The 15,874-nt window shown below is 60.3% G+C and carries 16 protein-coding genes; 9 read left to right on the top strand and 7 right to left on the bottom strand.

Going from position 1 to position 15,874, the window contains the following annotated elements; all coding sequences use genetic code 11:
* Positions 1-22: 22 nt before the first annotated feature.
* The 9 genes from cyoA to ACQZ5K_RS00350 all read left to right on the top strand — a co-directional run bounded on the left by cyoA (position 23) and on the right by ACQZ5K_RS00350 (position 8,932).
* Positions 23-1,096 carry a ubiquinol oxidase subunit II gene (cyoA, locus tag ACQZ5K_RS00390; RefSeq protein ID WP_003524366.1) on the top strand — a complete coding sequence of 358 codons (1,074 nt, stop codon included), beginning with the start codon at positions 23-25 and terminating at the stop codon, positions 1,094-1,096.
* A 76-nt stretch (positions 1,097-1,172) separates the two neighbouring features.
* The gene (gene cyoB / locus ACQZ5K_RS00385; RefSeq protein ID WP_003524365.1) at positions 1,173-3,176 is read left to right on the top strand and encodes a cytochrome o ubiquinol oxidase subunit I; all 2,004 of its coding nucleotides are present in this window, start codon (positions 1,173-1,175) and stop codon (positions 3,174-3,176) included.
* A gap of 5 nt (positions 3,177-3,181) precedes the next feature.
* Positions 3,182-3,808 carry a cytochrome o ubiquinol oxidase subunit III gene (gene cyoC, locus ACQZ5K_RS00380; RefSeq protein ID WP_448739357.1) on the top strand — a complete coding sequence of 209 codons (627 nt, stop codon included), beginning with the start codon at positions 3,182-3,184 and terminating at the stop codon, positions 3,806-3,808.
* A complete protein-coding gene (gene cyoD, locus ACQZ5K_RS00375) occupies positions 3,808-4,203 on the top strand; it encodes a cytochrome o ubiquinol oxidase subunit IV (protein WP_003514416.1) in 396 nt (131 codons plus the stop codon). The genes cyoC and cyoD overlap by 1 nt, the downstream gene beginning before the upstream one ends.
* 278 nt (positions 4,204-4,481) lie before the next feature.
* Positions 4,482-5,243, top strand: a complete 762-nt coding sequence (locus ACQZ5K_RS00370) for an SURF1 family protein (protein ID WP_448739356.1) — start codon at positions 4,482-4,484, stop codon at positions 5,241-5,243.
* 113 nt (positions 5,244-5,356) lie between these two features.
* On the top strand, positions 5,357-6,577 hold the full coding sequence (locus ACQZ5K_RS00365) for a phosphopentomutase (RefSeq protein ID WP_448739355.1): 1,221 nt from the start codon (positions 5,357-5,359) through the stop codon (positions 6,575-6,577).
* On the top strand, positions 6,574-7,551 hold the full coding sequence (locus tag ACQZ5K_RS00360; protein ID WP_448739354.1) for an adenosine deaminase: 978 nt from the start codon (positions 6,574-6,576) through the stop codon (positions 7,549-7,551). Before ACQZ5K_RS00365 ends, ACQZ5K_RS00360 begins: the two co-directional genes overlap by 4 nt.
* Before the next feature lie 95 nt (positions 7,552-7,646).
* Complete coding sequence (upp, locus tag ACQZ5K_RS00355) at positions 7,647-8,276, top strand: uracil phosphoribosyltransferase (RefSeq protein ID WP_003524359.1); 630 nt, start codon at positions 7,647-7,649, stop codon at positions 8,274-8,276.
* A gap of 134 nt (positions 8,277-8,410) precedes the next feature.
* Entirely contained in the window at positions 8,411-8,932 is a 522-nt protein-coding gene (locus ACQZ5K_RS00350; RefSeq protein WP_448733161.1) for a TIGR02281 family clan AA aspartic protease, read from the top strand.
* On the opposite strand, the gene deoA is transcribed toward ACQZ5K_RS00350, so the two are convergent.
* The 7 genes from deoA to ACQZ5K_RS00315 are packed head-to-tail and all read right to left on the bottom strand — an operon-like array spanning position 8,925 to position 15,817.
* Positions 8,925-10,241, bottom strand: a complete 1,317-nt coding sequence (gene deoA, locus ACQZ5K_RS00345) for a thymidine phosphorylase (protein WP_448739353.1) — start codon at positions 10,239-10,241, stop codon at positions 8,925-8,927. The two genes, ACQZ5K_RS00350 and deoA, sit on opposite strands and share 8 nt — an antisense overlap.
* Positions 10,238-11,011 carry a deoxyribose-phosphate aldolase gene (gene deoC / locus ACQZ5K_RS00340; protein WP_448739352.1) on the bottom strand — a complete coding sequence of 258 codons (774 nt, stop codon included), beginning with the start codon at positions 11,009-11,011 and terminating at the stop codon, positions 10,238-10,240. The genes deoA and deoC overlap by 4 nt, the downstream gene beginning before the upstream one ends.
* 2 nt (positions 11,012-11,013) lie before the next feature.
* Positions 11,014-11,814, bottom strand: a complete 801-nt coding sequence (locus ACQZ5K_RS00335) for a purine-nucleoside phosphorylase (protein ID WP_003524354.1) — start codon at positions 11,812-11,814, stop codon at positions 11,014-11,016.
* Positions 11,814-12,203: a cytidine deaminase gene (locus tag ACQZ5K_RS00330; RefSeq protein ID WP_448739607.1), complete on the bottom strand. Its 390-nt coding sequence runs from the start codon at positions 12,201-12,203 to the stop codon at positions 11,814-11,816. The genes ACQZ5K_RS00335 and ACQZ5K_RS00330 overlap by 1 nt, the downstream gene beginning before the upstream one ends.
* Before the next feature lie 19 nt (positions 12,204-12,222).
* A complete protein-coding gene (locus tag ACQZ5K_RS00325) occupies positions 12,223-13,194 on the bottom strand; it encodes an ABC transporter permease (RefSeq protein WP_003493080.1) in 972 nt (323 codons plus the stop codon).
* 6 nt (positions 13,195-13,200) lie between these two features.
* Positions 13,201-14,304, bottom strand: a complete 1,104-nt coding sequence (locus ACQZ5K_RS00320; protein WP_065654766.1) for an ABC transporter permease — start codon at positions 14,302-14,304, stop codon at positions 13,201-13,203.
* Positions 14,305-14,311: 7 nt separating this feature from the next.
* Positions 14,312-15,817 carry an ABC transporter ATP-binding protein gene (locus ACQZ5K_RS00315; protein WP_448739606.1) on the bottom strand — a complete coding sequence of 502 codons (1,506 nt, stop codon included), beginning with the start codon at positions 15,815-15,817 and terminating at the stop codon, positions 14,312-14,314.
* Between the last annotated feature and the right edge of the window lie 57 nt (positions 15,818-15,874).

Here is a 15,874-nt window from a genome sequence, read left to right as displayed (position 1 = left end):
TACGAGTTCAAAGAACGTGCGCATGATCAAAAAACTCCCGTCCGCCCTTCTGGCAATCCCGGCTCTGCTGCTGCTCAGCGGCTGTAACCTCGTGGTGATGAACCCTTCGGGCGACGTCGCCATCCAGCAGCGCGATCTTATCATCACGTCCACGGTCTTGATGCTGCTGATCATCGTCCCCGTCATCGTCCTGACGCTTTTCTTCGCATGGAAGTATCGGGAATCGGCAAAGGCCGAGGATTACGATCCCGAGTGGCACCACTCCACGCGCCTTGAAATGGTGATCTGGTCGGCTCCGGTCGCCATCATCCTGATGCTCGGCACGGTCACCTGGATTTCCACTCACCGTCTCGACCCCTATCGCCCGCTGGAGCGTATCGACGAGAACCGCCAGGTGACCGCCGATGTCAAACCGATCACGGTGGAAGTGGTGGCCATGGACTGGAAGTGGCTGTTCTTCTATCCCGAACTCGGCATTGGCAGCGTCAATGAGTTCGCCGCTCCGGTCGATGTTCCGATCAATTTCAAGATCACCGGCACGACGGCGATGAACTCCTTCTTCGTGCCCGCGCTCGCCGGCCAGATCTACGCCATGGGCGGCATGCAGACCAAGCTGCACGCGGTCATCAACAAGGAAGGCGTTTATGACGGCTTCTCGGCCAACTTCTCCGGCCCCGGCTTCTCCCACATGCGCTTCAAGTTCCATGGCCTGAGCCAGCAGGGCTTCGACCAGTGGGTTGCCAAGGCGAAAGAGGGCGGCAAGGGCTTCGGCCGTCAGGAATATCTGGAATTCGCCAAGCCTTCCGAGCGCGAGCCGGTACAATATTTCGCTTCGGTCGATCCCGAACTCTACAGCGCCATCCTCAACCGCTGCGTCGAGCCCAACAAGCTCTGCATGCGTGACATGATGCATATCGACGCCAATGGCGGCGGCGGCAAGGAAGGCATCGATATCGCCAAGGCGCTGAACTCCGTCGTCTGCACGCCGCTTGCGCCCTTTGGCGTCGCCAGCGGTCCCCAATCCACTCCGGCTGCGCTCGAAGGACAGACTTTCGAGCCTGCGGCGCTGCCGGAAACGAAACAAGTCGCTGGCTGACGGATACGTCCCGGCATTATGCGGCGCGGCCAATGGCTGCGCCGATCTTATGTCTTAGAATCGCAAGAGGCTAAAAATGATCGTCAATTCCGATCAAACGTCGTTCCTGTTCGGGAAGCTGACATGGGAGTCCATCCCGCTTCACGAGCCCATTCTCGTCGCGACCTTCGCGGCCGTGGCTCTGGGCGGTATCGCCGTCGTCGGCGCCCTCACCTATTTCCGCCTCTGGGGCTATCTCTGGAATGAATGGTTCACGAGCATCGATCACAAGAAGATCGGTATCATGTACATCATTCTGGCTCTGGTCATGCTGCTGCGCGGCTTCGCCGATGCCATCATGATGCGTGTCCAGCAGGCGATCGCGTCTGGCGGATCGGAAGGTTACCTTCCGCCGCACCATTACGACCAGATCTTCACGGCCCACGGCGTCATCATGATCTTCTTCATGGCCATGCCGATGATCACGGGTCTGATGAACTTCGTCGTGCCGCTGCAGATCGGCGCACGCGACGTTTCGTTCCCCTTCCTCAACAACTTCTCCTTCTGGATGACCACGGCCGGCGCCGTCATCACCATGATCTCGCTGTTCATCGGTGAATATGCGCAGACCGGCTGGTTGGCCTATCCGCCGCTCTCCGGCATCGATGGAAGCCCGGGCGTCGGGGTCGATTATTATATCTGGGGTCTGCAGATCGCCGGTGTGGGAACGACGCTATCGGGCATCAACCTGATCGTGACGATCATCAAGATGCGCGCGCCTGGCATGACCATGATGCGCCTGCCGATCTTCGTCTGGACATCGCTGTGTTCGAACATCCTGATCGTGGCCTCCTTCCCGATCCTGACCGGCACGCTCGCGCTTCTCACCCTCGACCGTTACGTTGGCACCAACTTCTTCACCAACGATCTCGGCGGCAACCCGATGATGTACGTCAACCTCATCTGGATCTGGGGCCATCCCGAAGTCTACATCCTGGTGCTGCCGGCCTTCGGCGTCTTCTCGGAAATCGTCTCGACCTTCTCCAACAAGCGCCTTTTCGGTTATGCCTCGATGGTCTACGCCACGGGCGTCATCACCATCCTTGCCTATATCGTGTGGCTGCACCACTTCTTCACCATGGGTTCCGGCGCAAGCGTGAATGCCTTCTTCGGCATCACCACGATGATCATCTCGATCCCGACGGGTGCCAAGATCTTCAACTGGCTCTTCACCATGTATAAGGGCCGCATCAAGTTCGACGTTCCGATGCTCTGGACCATCGGCTTCATGATCACCTTCGTCATCGGCGGCATGACCGGCGTTCTCCTCGCCGTTCCGCCGGCGGACTTCGTGCTGCACAACTCGCTGTTCCTCATCGCCCACTTCCACAACACCATCATCGGTGGCGTCGTGTTCGGTGTGCTTGCGGGTATCGTCTACTGGTTCCCGAAGGCCTTCGGATACCGGCTCGATCCGTTCTGGGGCAAGCTGTCCTTCTGGTTCTGGTTCATCGGCTTCTATTTCGCCTTCATGCCGCTCTATATCCTCGGCCTGATGGGCATCACCCGCCGTATCAGCCAGTTCGAGGATAATTCCCTCCAGATCTGGTTCGTGATCGCCGCTTTCGGCGCCTTCCTGATCGCGCTCGGCATCGCCTCCTTCGTCATCCAGCTCATCGTCAGCTTCCTGAAGCGCGACAAGCTGCGTGACGTGACCGGCGACCCCTATAACGGCCGTACGCTGGAGTGGTCGACGTCTTCGCCGCCGCCCGCCTACAACTTCGCCTTCACGCCCGTCATCCACGATGTCGACGCCTGGGCGGATATGAAGAAGCGCGGTTACAACCGTCCCAAGGAAGGCTTCATCCCGATCCATATGCCGAAGAACACCGGCGCGGGCGTGATCATCAGCGCCATCAGCGTGGTTCTCGGCTTCGCCCTGGTATGGCACATCTGGTGGCTTGCGGCTCTGTCGATGCTCGCCATCATCGCGGTCTCCATCGCCCATACCTTCAACTACAATCGCGATTATTACATTCCGGCTTCCGACGTTTCGACGGTCGAGGCGGAACGTACGAAGCTGCTCGCGGAACAGGCGTGACGAATATGGCTCATACACCTGCACAAAGCGTCGACGGCGCTGAACCACCGGTCTTCTACCTGAAGGAAGACCATCACCCGGAGAACGGCACCTCGCTGGGCTTCTGGCTCTACCTGATGAGCGACTGCCTCATCTTCGCGACGCTGTTTGCCACCTATGCCGTTGTCGGCCGCAACTATGCGGCCGGCCCTTCCGGCGCCGACCTGTTCGACCTGAAGCTGGTGGCGATCAATACCGGCTTCCTGCTTTTTTCCTCCATTACCTATGGCTTCGCCATGCTGGAAATGGAAAAGCAGAAGGTAAAGGCCACGCTGGTCTGGCTGGGTGTGACCGGCCTTTTCGGCCTCGCCTTCCTCGCCGTCGAACTCTACGAGTTCCATCACCTGATCGCGGAAGGTGCCGGTCCGCAGCGTTCGGCGTTCCTGTCGGCCTTCTTCGCGCTGGTCGGCACGCACGGTCTGCACGTCACCTTCGGCATCATCTGGCTCGTCACGCTGATGTTCCAGGTCGCCAAGCACGGCCTGATCGCGGCAAACAAGCGCCGCCTGATGTGCCTGTCGATGTTCTGGCACTTCCTTGACGTCATCTGGATCGGCGTCTTCTCCTTCGTTTACCTCATGGGAGTTCTTTGATGAGTTCCGAAGCACACGCACATCACGACGCGCATGGCGACGACCATCATCACCATGATGGCGCGAGCCATGGCACCTTCAAGAGCTACATGATCGGCTTCGTCCTGTCGGTCATCCTGACGGCGATCCCCTTCTGGCTGGTCATGGGCGACGTTCTTGAAAACAAGACCCTGCTGGTCATCGCCATCATGGGTCTCGGCGTCATCCAGATCTTCGTGCACATGATCTACTTCCTGCACATGGACACCAAGTCCGAAGGCGGCTGGACCTTCATGGCGCTGATCTTCACCGTCGTGGTACTCCTGATCACGCTCTCCGGCTCGCTCTGGGTCATGTACAACATGAACAAGAACATGATGCCGCTGCACATCGAGGATGTGAAAAACTTGCCCTGAGCAGCAGAGACCTACGGCCTGCCGGGTTTCCGGCGGGCCGCCTTCGCGCCAACACATAACCCCATGAATCCTGGTGCGATTTATGGGGTTATTTGCTGGAAGAAGCGCATCCGGGTGCCAGAGTTTTTTCGCTTTTCTTCGAATCGCGAAAACACTCTAACTCTTTGTTTTGGCGCATTTCCGGACGGAAAACCGGGTTCCACTTTTCCTGGAAATGCTCTAGGAAACCCGCCAAAGCAGACCGGTTTCTGCCGGGCGCGCTTCGCAAGGACCGTGACATGAGCGAGACCACACCCCATAACCGGCGCATCCGCCCTGCGGCCATCGTCGTCCTGTTCCTGACCGTTGTTCTGACGGGCCTGCTGCTCGCGCTCGGCACATGGCAGGTCAAGCGCCTTTCCTGGAAGCTCGATCTTATCGAACGGGTCGAAGCCCGCGCCCATGCCGATCCCGTCGACGCCCCTGCCGCCAAAGAATGGCCGGCGCTCGGCAATCCGGCGGAATACGAATATCGCCGTGTGAAACTGTCCGGCACCTTCCTCAATGACAAGGAGGTTCAGGTCTATACGGTCACGGACCTCGGCCCCGGTTACTGGGTGATGACGCCGCTCAAGCGGGACGATGGCTCCAGCATTATCGTCAATCGCGGCTTCGTGCCGTCCGACAGGCGCGACCCGTCCTCCCGCCAGGAAGGCGAACCGGCCGGAAACGTCGAGATCGTCGGGCTGATGCGCGCGCCCGAAACCGGCGGGCTTTTCCTGCGCACCAACGATCCGGCAAATGGCCGCTGGTATTCCCGCAACATCCCGCAAATCTCGCAGGCATCGGGCCTTTCCGATGTCGCGCCGTTCTATGTCGATGCCGATGCGACACCCAATCCGGGCGGCCTGCCGGTCGGCGGCAAGACCATGCTCACCTTTCCCAACAACCACCTCTCCTATGCCGTTACGTGGTATATTCTGGCGGCCATGGTGGTTGCGGCCGGCTGGTACGTCCTGCGCAACCTCAACGCCCCCAAACCGAACCGGGAAGAGGATTGAACAGCCGGTTTTACCGGATGGTTCATAAAAGCACTTCCTTCTTCACGTTTTGCTGATCTATAACGACAGTTCGGCCTGACATTGCCCGTCGGCGCATTTTGTTTCGGTGAGTTATGGCAAGAGCATTTCTTCTCGTTCTGGATTCCTTTGGCGTCGGCGGCGCGCCCGACGCGGAGCGCTATGGCGATCTTGGCGCAAACACGCTCGGCCATATCGCGGAATTCTGTGCAGCGGGCGCTGCCGACAAAGCGGGCCTTCGCTCCGGTCCGCTGAAACTGCCGAACATGTGTTCGCTCGGCCTGCTGGAGATTGCGCGGCAGGCAAGCGGCGACGTTCCCGCCGGCATGGAACCGCCGGAGCGCATTTTCGGCCTGCACGGTTCCGCCAGCGAAATCTCCAAGGGCAAGGATACACCCTCCGGTCATTGGGAGATCGCCGCTACGCCCGTCACCTTCGACTGGGGATATTTCCCGACGGAAGGCGATGCGTTTTCGCCGGAACTGGTGGAAGCGATCTGCAGGGAGGCAGATATTCCGGGCATTCTCGGCAATTGCCATGCTTCCGGCACCGAGATCATCGCTGCGCTCGGCGAAGAACATATCAGGACCGGTAAACCGATCTGCTACACCTCATCCGATTCCGTTTTCCAGATCGCCGCGCACGAAACGCATTTCGGCCTGGAGCGCCTCATCGCGCTCTGCGAGACGGTGCGCAAGCTGCTCGATCCGCTGAATATCGGCCGCGTCATCGCCCGCCCCTTCATCGGCGAAACGGTCGCGACTTTCGAACGCACCGGCAACCGCCGCGATTTCTCCGTTCTGCCGCCGGAGCCGACCCTGCTCGACAGGCTTGTGGAGGCCGGCCGAAAAGTGCACGCCATCGGCAAGATCGGCGATATCTACGCCCATCAGGGCGTCTCCCGCATCATCAAGGCAAATGGCAACAGCGCCCTGATGGATGCGACGTTGCAGGCTATCGACGAGGCTGAAAACGGCGATCTCGTCTTCACCAATTTCGTCGATTTCGACATGCTTTATGGCCATCGCCGCGACGTTGCCGGTTACGCCGCCGCCCTTGAGGCCTTCGATGCGCGAATCCCCGAAATTCATCGCAAGATGGCGCCGGGTGACATCGCCCTTCTGACCGCCGATCACGGCTGCGACCCCACATGGCGGGGCACGGACCATACACGGGAAAGGGTGCCGATCATGGCATTCGGGCCGGGCATTCGCTCGCGTGACGTCGGCATCCGTTCAAGCTACGCCGATATCGGCGAAAGCATCGCCCACCATCTTGGCATCGAGGCCGGTTCTCACGGCAGGAGCTTCATTTGACATCGCATTTGCTGAAAGCGGAAATTCACTGCCACATCGAAGGTGCGGCCCCGCCCGCCCTTGTCGCGAAACAGGCGGAGAAATACGGCATCGACACCAGCGGCTTTCTGCGGGACGGCCAATATGTCTGGTCGGATTTCGCCGAATTCATCCGTTGTTATGACGCGGTGGCGCAGGTGTTCAAGACGGATGAGGATTATGCCGTCCTGACTGAAACCTATCTGACCGAACTTGCGCAAGCCAATACGATCTATAGCGAACTGATCATTTCGCCCGATCACGGCGACCGCATCGGGCTCGGTGCCGACGCCTATCTGGCCGGCATTGCCGAAGGCATCCGCATCGCAAGGGAAAAGACGGGGATCGAAACCCGCATCATCGTCACCGGTGAGCGCCACTTCGGCCCGGAGCGGGTAATCGCCGCGGCCGAATATGCGGCACGCGCCCAACATCCGCTGGTGACGGGCTTCAACATGGCCGGCGAAGAGCGCATGGGCCGCGTCGCCGATTATGCACGCGCCTTCGACATCGCCCGCGATGCCGGCCTTGGGCTGACCATTCATGCCGGCGAGGTTTGCGGACCGGAAAGCGTTACCGATGCGCTCGATCTCGTCAAACCGTCCCGCATCGGGCATGGCGTGCGCGCCATCGAAGATGCCGGTCTTATCGCCCGGCTGGCCGAGGCGGGAACGGTTCTGGAAGTCTGCCCCGGCTCGAATATCGCTCTCAACGTCTATCCTGATTTTGCCAGCCACCCGCTGAAAGCTCTGAGCGACGCCGGGGTGCGCGTCTGCATCAGTTCCGACGATCCGCCGTTCTTCTTCACGTCGCTTGCACGGGAATATGCGCTGGCTGCGGACGAGTTCGGCTTCAGCGATGCCGAGATCGACCGTATGACGCGGACCGCACTGGAATGCGCCTTCTTGGACGAGGAAACACGTGCGCGACTGCTTGCGAAACTCGCTGGCGCCTGACGCTGCGGTTCGCGGGGGTAAAACCGCGAAGAAGGCTTGCGAAAAACGCACTTTCGGTGAATTACAGGGCATAAGATAAAAGGAAGGCCAGTTTCATGGACGGCGTCACAGTCATCGAACATCCGCTGGTGCGGCACAAACTTACCATCATGCGCAAGAAGGAAACTTCCACGGCCGGCTTCCGCCGCCTGCTCAGGGAAATTTCGACGCTGCTCTGCTATGAAGTGACGCGCGACCTTGAGATGACGATGGAAACCATCGATACGCCGCTCGAAACCATCGAGGCCCCCGTGCTCGAAGGCAAGAAGCTGGTTTTCGCCTCCATCCTGCGCGCCGGCAACGGCCTGTTGGAAGGCATGCTCGAGCTCGTGCCTTCGGCGCGTGTTTCCCATATCGGCGTTTATCGCGATCATGACACGCTGGAGGCTGTCGAATATTACTTCAAGGCTCCGGAAAGCCTCGATGCGCGCCTTATCATCGTTGTCGATCCGATGCTCGCGACCGGCAACTCCTCCATCGCCGCCGTTGAAAAGCTGAAGGAGCGCGGTGCGAAGAACATCCGCTTCCTGTGTCTGCTGGCGGCGCCCGAAGGCATCAAGAACTTCCGTGAAGCGCATCCCGATGTGCATATCTACACCGCCGCGATCGACAGCCATCTGAACGAGAAGGGTTATATCGTTCCGGGCCTCGGCGATGCCGGCGACCGGATGTACGGCACCAAATAACGCCGTTCATCATCGCTTAACCGTTTGAGCCATTCGCCGCCCGATAAGCGGCGGGTGGCTTTTTCTTTTAAGATTTCAGCATGTTTTACGTCTATTCTCGGCAAGAATAACCCTGCCCTTTGAGGAGCAACGACTTGCTGGCGCGTGCGATTTTCCTGCTTGTTGGTCTTTCGGTCGGTGCGACGCAGATTCCGGCTCTGGTGGAAAAATTTCAGCCGCGCCCGGAAGCAAGCATCGAGAAAGCGGAAGCCAGACCCGAAGCGGCCAAGCCGGAGTCCGTCTCCCTTGGCGGCGTCAATCTGAAAGCGGATGCCCGCGGCCACTTCAACGCCACCTTCCGCATCAATGGCAAGTCCTTCGACGGACTTGTCGATACCGGCGCTTCCATGGTCGCCATCAACGAGACGATTGCGCGTCGGCTCGGTTACGGCGTCAACAGCCTCGATTTTAAATATGCGATTTCAACGGCCAATGGCCAGACCATGGCCGCCTATGTGAAACTCGACCGCGTGGAGATCGGCGCTATCCGGGTTCAGAATGTCGACGCCATGGTGCTGAAGGACAATGCGCTCGGCAACATGCTGATCGGCATGAGCTTCCTGAAACAACTATCGTCCTTCAAGGTATCGGGCGGCGAGATGAGGCTGGTCAGGTGATCCGCTCAAGAACGGGCGCACCAATCTCAGGCGCGCTGTCAGCAATTCCGTAGCAGGCCACTATCCTTTTCACGGCATGTTCCGCTTCGTCGCTGGAAGCGGCATGAACGGTGGCGATCGGCTCGCCCTTTTCCACTTTCGCACCGAGCGGCAGGATGTCCGAGATACCGACGGAAGGATTGATCGTGTCCGATGGCTTTTTTCTGCCGCCACCGAGTTCAACGACAACCATACCAAGATCGCGCGTGGCGCAGGAGGCGAGCAAACCGCTGCGCTCCGCCAGAACCGGACGAATGACCGGCGCAGAGGGCAGATAACGGGACGGATGCTCAACGAAATCCGATGGGCCGCCGAGTGCCGAAACCATCCGCGCAAAGATTTCCAACGCCCGGCCGGAGGAGAGCGCAGCTGACGCCAGCGCCTCTCCTTCCTCCAGCGTGGCCGCCTTTTGCGCCTGCATCAGCATTTCCGCCGCAAAGGACAGGACGACCTTTTCAAGACGGGTGCCAGCCTCGCGGCCGGCCAGAAAATCCAGACAATTGACGATTTCGACCGCATTGCCGGCGGCATCGCCAAGCGGCTGGTTCATGTCGGTTATCAGCGCCGTTGTCGGCAGGCCTGCGCCATTCGCCACATCGACCAGCGCGCGGGCCAGATTGCGGGCATCCTCGACGCTCTGCATGAAAGCACCGTTGCCGACCTTCACATCCAGAACCAGCGTCTGCAGCCCGGCCGCAAGCTTTTTCGACAGGATGGAGGCCGTGATCAGCGGTATGGAATCGACCGTCGCGGTCACATCGCGAATGGCATAGAGGCGTTTATCGGCGGGAGCGAGATCGCCCGTCTGGCCGATGATGGCGCAGCCGACGGTCTTTACCGTCCGGCGAAACAACGCCTCCTCCGGCATGACGTTGTAACCGGGGATCGCTTCCAGCTTGTCCAGCGTGCCGCCGGTATGGCCAAGGCCCCTGCCGGAAATCATCGGTACGGCGAGACCGCAGGCGGCAACGATGGGGGCGAGCATCAGGGAGACATTATCGCCAACACCGCCGGTGGAGTGCTTGTCCGCCACCGGCCTGCCGAGATCACTCCAGGACAGGACCTCACCGCTGTCGCGCATCGCAAGCGTCAGCGCCACCATCTCATCCCGGTTCATGCCGCGAAAGAACACCGCCATGGCAAAGGCAGCCGCCTGCCCTTCCGAGATGCCGTCTTTTGAAAGCGCCTCTATGAAAGCGGCAATCTCCTGCGGCTCAAGTGACAGGCCATCGCGTTTGCGGCGGATGATTTCCTGCGGGATCAAGTTCAATATCCGCTGGCGGCCTTGGCGGGCTCGCCGCCGGCCAGCACGTTCAGCACATCATCGAGAACACCGGAAGCCCCGAAACGGAAGGTGGACGGCATGGCCCAGTTGGGCGCCATGATGGTTTCCGCAAGCCTGAGGTAAAGCGTGGCGTCTTCCACCGTGCCGATGCCGCCGGCGGGCTTGAAGCCCACCTTCTGCCGGCTGTCGCGGATCGCCTGCAACATGATGTCGGCTGCCTCCAGCGTGGCGTTGATGGCGACCTTGCCGGTCGAGGTCTTGATGAAATCGGCCCCTTCGGCAATGGCGAGTTCCGATGCGCGACGGATGAGCGCCTTGTCCTTCAACTCGCCGGTTTCAAGAATGACCTTGAGCAGCACGGGTGCTGCGCAGGCCTTGCGAACGGCGGCCACCATGGTGGACACCGCCGTTTCATCGCCGGCTATGAATTTGCGATAGGGAATGACGAGATCGATTTCGTCAGCGCCGTCGCGGATCGCCGCCTCGGTTTCCGCAACTACGGTCGCGATGTCGAGATCGCCCGAAGGAAAATTGACGACCGTGGCGATGCGGATAGCATGGTCCTTTCCGAAGGCTGCACGGGCCTGCGCCACGAAGCGCGGCCAAATGCAGATTGCGGCCGTATTGCCATATTCCGTATGCGCGCGCTGGCACAAAGCGGCGATCTGCTGTGGCGTGCAGTCTTCCTTGAGATTGGTCAGGTCCAGCAAGGACAGGGTGAGGGCAGCCGCTTCGCGCGGACGCTGGAGTTCCATGGTCACGCTCCTCCTGCGATCATTTCCTTCAGAATGGCGGCAAGCCTCTTGCCGCCCACGGGAGCCATATCCTTGGTTTCTTCATGGCTCAGTTCCGCGCCGGTCATGCCGGCACCGTAATTGGTAATAACCGATGCGGCGGCAACGCGCATCCCGAAAAAGCGCGCAAGGATGACTTCCGGCACGGTGGACATGCCAACGGCATCCGCCCCCAGCAGCCGCGCCATGCGGATTTCCGCCGGTGTTTCGAAGCTCGGGCCGGAAAACCACATATAGACACCGCCGAACAAAGGCACTGTGGCACGGATGGCGGCGTTGCGCATGGCAAGCATCAGATCGGGATCGTAAGCGGTGGTCATGCCGACGAAGCGGCGGTCGCTTTCCTCGCCGATCAGAGGGTTCATGCCGGAATAGTTGATGTGATCGGTGATCTGCATGACCGAGCCGGGCGGCATATCCTGCCTGACCGAACCTGCCGAATTGGTGAGGATGAGCGACTGCACGCCGAGGCCGGCCAGCGCCCCGATGATCGCGCGCATGGCGGACGGATCGCCCTTTTCGTAATAATGCACCCGGCCGGAGAGCATCATGACCGGCTCACCACCAAGATAGCCCGCCACCAGCTCACCCGCATGGCCGGAAACGCCGCTTGCGGGAAAACCGGGAAGTTCGGCATAGGGCACCCGTATCGGATCGCTGACGTCTTCCACCAGCGAACCGAGGCCCGAGCCGAGGACGATGGCGACGCGCGGCATCAGGCCGTTCAGGCGCTCCACCAGAATATCGATCAGCATATCCGGCATCAGGGCAGCTCTGTCTTGAAGCTGAAGGGCAAAAGCTCTTCCATGGTCATGACCTTCTGCACGCCGATTTCGTCGCAGAGATAGACTTTCGTGTCCGGCGTCGCGAATTCGGCGATCTTCTGCCGGCAGCCGCCGCAGGGTGGGCAGAGAGCAAGCTTTTCGGCGATGACCGCGATTTCGTCGATCTTCTTCGCCCCACCCATGATCATGGCGCTGATGGCGGAAGGTTCAGCGCACCAGCCCTGCGGGAAGGAGAGGTTCTCGATATTGGCGCCCTTGTAAATCTTGCCGTCTTCGGCGCGGATCGCCGCACCGACCGGAAATTTCGAATAGGGCGCGTGGGCAAAGGCCATGGCCTCCACCGCTGCCTCGAACAGGGCATGGGACATCGGATCTCGGGACATGGATTTAACGCTCCTTCGCATAGGCAACGCCACCGGCCTTGGGGGGCTTGGCGACGCCGATGAAACCGGCAAGCAGGATGCAGGTCAGAATATAGGGCATGGCCTGGAAAATCTGCACCGGCACCTCGCCAATACCGGGCACGGATTTACCCTGCATGAAGTTGGCGAAGGCATCCAGAAAACCGAAAAGCAGGCAGGCGAACATGACCGGCACCGGCTTCCATTTCGCGAAGATCAGCGCCGCAAGTGCGATATAGCCCTTGCCGGCCGACATGTTGGCGATGAAGGCCGCCGACTGCGCAACGGCAAGATAGGCGCCCGAAAAACCGCAGAGGAAGCCGGCGACGATGACGGCGCGGAAACGCATCCATGTCACCGAAATGCCGGCCGTATCCACCGCACCCGGGTTTTCACCAACGGCGCGCAAGCGAAGGCCGAAACGGGTACGGTAAAGCACCCACCAGGACAGCGGCACCGCCAGAAAGGCGAGATAGGTGAGGATATTGTTGCCGGAAATGACATTGGCATAGAGCGGGCCGATGAAGGGCACCTCGCGCATCGCATCCGCACCCGGCAGGATGATCGGCGCAAAGCGGCCCTCGGACGGCAATTGCGGCGTGCGGCCGCCCTGCCCGAACCAGGCTTGCCCCAGAACCACCGTCAGGCCGGCGGCGATGAAGTTCAGCGCCACGCCCGACACGATCTGGTTGCCGCGATTGGTGATGACGGCGAAACCATGGATCAACGAGAAGAGGATGGAGACGGTGATGCCCGCCAGCAGACCGGCCCATGGGTCCGCTGTGAGATAGGCGACGCAGGCGGAGGCGAAGGCCGCCGCCAGCATCTTGCCTTCAAGGCCGATATCGAACACGCCCGCGCGTTCGGAAAAGAGCCCGGCGAGCGCGGTGAAGAGGAGCGGGATGGTGAGGCGGACGGTCGAGCCGAGGATGCTGACCAGCATATCGAAGAAATCCATATCAGCTCACCCCTTTGCCAAACGCTGGTAGATGCGGACGACCGCCGGCCGGTACATATATTCCAGCGCGCCGGCAAACAGGATCACCAGACCCTGGATCACCACGATCATCTCGCGGGTAATGTTGGGCATCTCGAAGGAAAGGTCTGCGCCGCCCTGATAGAGAATGCCGAACAGCAATGCCGCGAAGATGATGCCGAGCGGATGGCTTCGCCCCATCAGCGACACGGCGATGCCCACGAAGCCAGCACCGCCGACAAATTCCACCTGCAGGCGGGCGGAAGCGCCCATGACCGGGTTCAGCGCCATCATGCCCGCCAGACCGCCGGAAATCAGCATGGCGATGATGACCGTGCGCGCATAGGGAATGCCGGCATAGATGGCGGCCGACGGGCTGATGCCGAGCGTGCGCATCTCATAACCGAGCTTGGTACGCCAGATCAGCACCCAGACGAGGAAGCACATGACCAGCGCGATGATGAAGGAGACGTTGAACGGCGCCGGCCCGAGCTTGAGGCCGAACAGCGCCATCAGCCAGTCAAGCTTCGGCAATTGCCCGCCCGGCAGAAAGGTGCGCGTTTCCGGCGCCATCTTGCCCGGCACGATCAGCACATTCACCAGCAGATAGACCATCAGCGCAGCCGCGATGAAGTTGAACATGATGGTGGTGATGACAACGTGGCTGCCGCGTTTTGCCTGCAGCCATGCCGGAATGAAGGCCCAGGCCGCGCCAAAAACCGCAGCACCGATGACGGCGAAAGGCATCGTCACATACCACGGCACGTAACGATCAAGCGCCAGCGCCACCAGCGCCGCACCCAGACCGCCAATATAGGCCTGACCTTCGGAGCCGATATTGAAGAGGCCGGCATGGAAGGCCACGGCGACGGAAAGGCCGGTGAAGATGAAGCTCGTCGTGTAGAACAGCGTGAAGCCGATGGCGTCGCCACGGCCGAGCGCACCTTCGATGAGCAGGCGCAGCGCCGCCAGCGGGCTTTCACCGATGGACCAGACAACGAGGCCGGAAATCAGAAAGGCGGTGACGACGTTCAGCAGCGGCAACAGGCCGTAGCTGATCCAGTTTGGTAGGGGAACGGAAGCGGTGCTCATTCATGCCTCATGCGGCGATGCCGGCCATCATCAGGCCCAGCGTCTGTTCTTCGGCTTCCGCCGTTTTTTCTCCAACGACACGGCCCGCGAACATGACCATGATCCGATCCGAAAGAGAACGGATTTCATCGAGTTCGACAGAAACCAGCAAAATCGCCTTTCCGGCATCGCGCATTTCAATGATACGGCGATGGATGAATTCGATGGCGCCGATATCCACACCGCGTGTCGGCTGGCCGATGATCAGCATCTTCGGGTCACGTTCGATTTCGCGGGCAACGACGATCTTCTGCTGATTGCCGCCGGAAAAATTGGCGGTCTTCAGCTGTGGGTTCGGCGGGCGGATATCGTATTTCTCGATCTTTTCGACCGCATCCTTGCGGATGGCCTCGGGGTTGAGGAAAGGCCCTTTGCCGTAACGCTCATCACGGTGATAACCGAGGATGGAGTTCTCATATTCCTCGAATTTCAGCACCAGCCCCATATGGTGGCGGTCTTCCGGGATATGCGCGAGGCCGAGCCTGCGCAAAATTGCCGGATCGGGGCGGTCCACCTTCTGGCCATCCACCCATATTTCTCCCGAATAGGGTTTGCGGATGCCGGCGATGGCTTCGAGCAGCTCCGACTGACCATTGCCCGCCACGCCGGCAATGCCGACGATTTCACCGGCACGGACATCGAGCGAGACATCATCCACCATGGTGACGCCGCGGTTGTCCTTGACAGTCAGATTGCGGATCGAGAGCAGAACATCGCCCGGTGTCGTCTCGCCCTTTTCCACCCTGAGCAGCACGCGGCGGCCAACCATCAGCTCGGCCAGTTCCTCGACGCTGGTTTCGGAGGTCTTGCGGGTCGCGACCATTTCACCGCGGCGCATGACGGAGACGGAATCCGTGATCGCCATGATTTCGCGCAGCTTATGGGTGATGAGGATGACGGTCTTGCCCTGCTCACGCAGGACGCCAAGGATCTTGAAAAGGTGATCGGCCTCAGCCGGCGTCAGAACGCCGGTCGGCTCATCGAGAATCAGGATTTCGGCGCCACGATACATGGCTTTGAGGATTTCGACGCGCTGCTGCAGACCGACCGGCAATTCTTCGATGACCGCATCCGGATCGACTTCCAGACCGTAATCGTCCTCGAGGCGCTGCAACTCCTTGCGGGCCGCCGCCCGGCCCTTGGCGAGCGATGCGCCGCCTTCCGCGCCGAGCATGACGTTTTCCAGCACGGTGAAATTTTCCACCAGCATGAAGTGCTGATGCACCATGCCGATGCCGGCATTGATGGCCGTCTGGCTGTCACGGATCGCGACGGGCGTGCCATTCACCCGGATTTCACCGGCATCCGCCTGGTAAAAGCCGTAGAGGATCGACATCAGGGTCGATTTACCGGCGCCGTTTTCCCCGATGATGCCGTGGATCGTGCCCTTGGCGACAGTCAGATTGATATTCTTGTTGGCGTGAACGGCACCGAATTTCTTGTCGATGCCCACCAGTTCGATTGCAGGGTCCATACTCAAACCGAAACCTCTCCGAAGGCTGGATATGAAAAGGGCGCAAGATGAAAAACA

The organism is Agrobacterium sp. 22-226-1 (assembly GCF_053522345.1).
The sequence above is the reverse complement of the archived record's forward strand: the minus strand, read 5'-3'. Positions and strand labels throughout refer to the sequence as shown.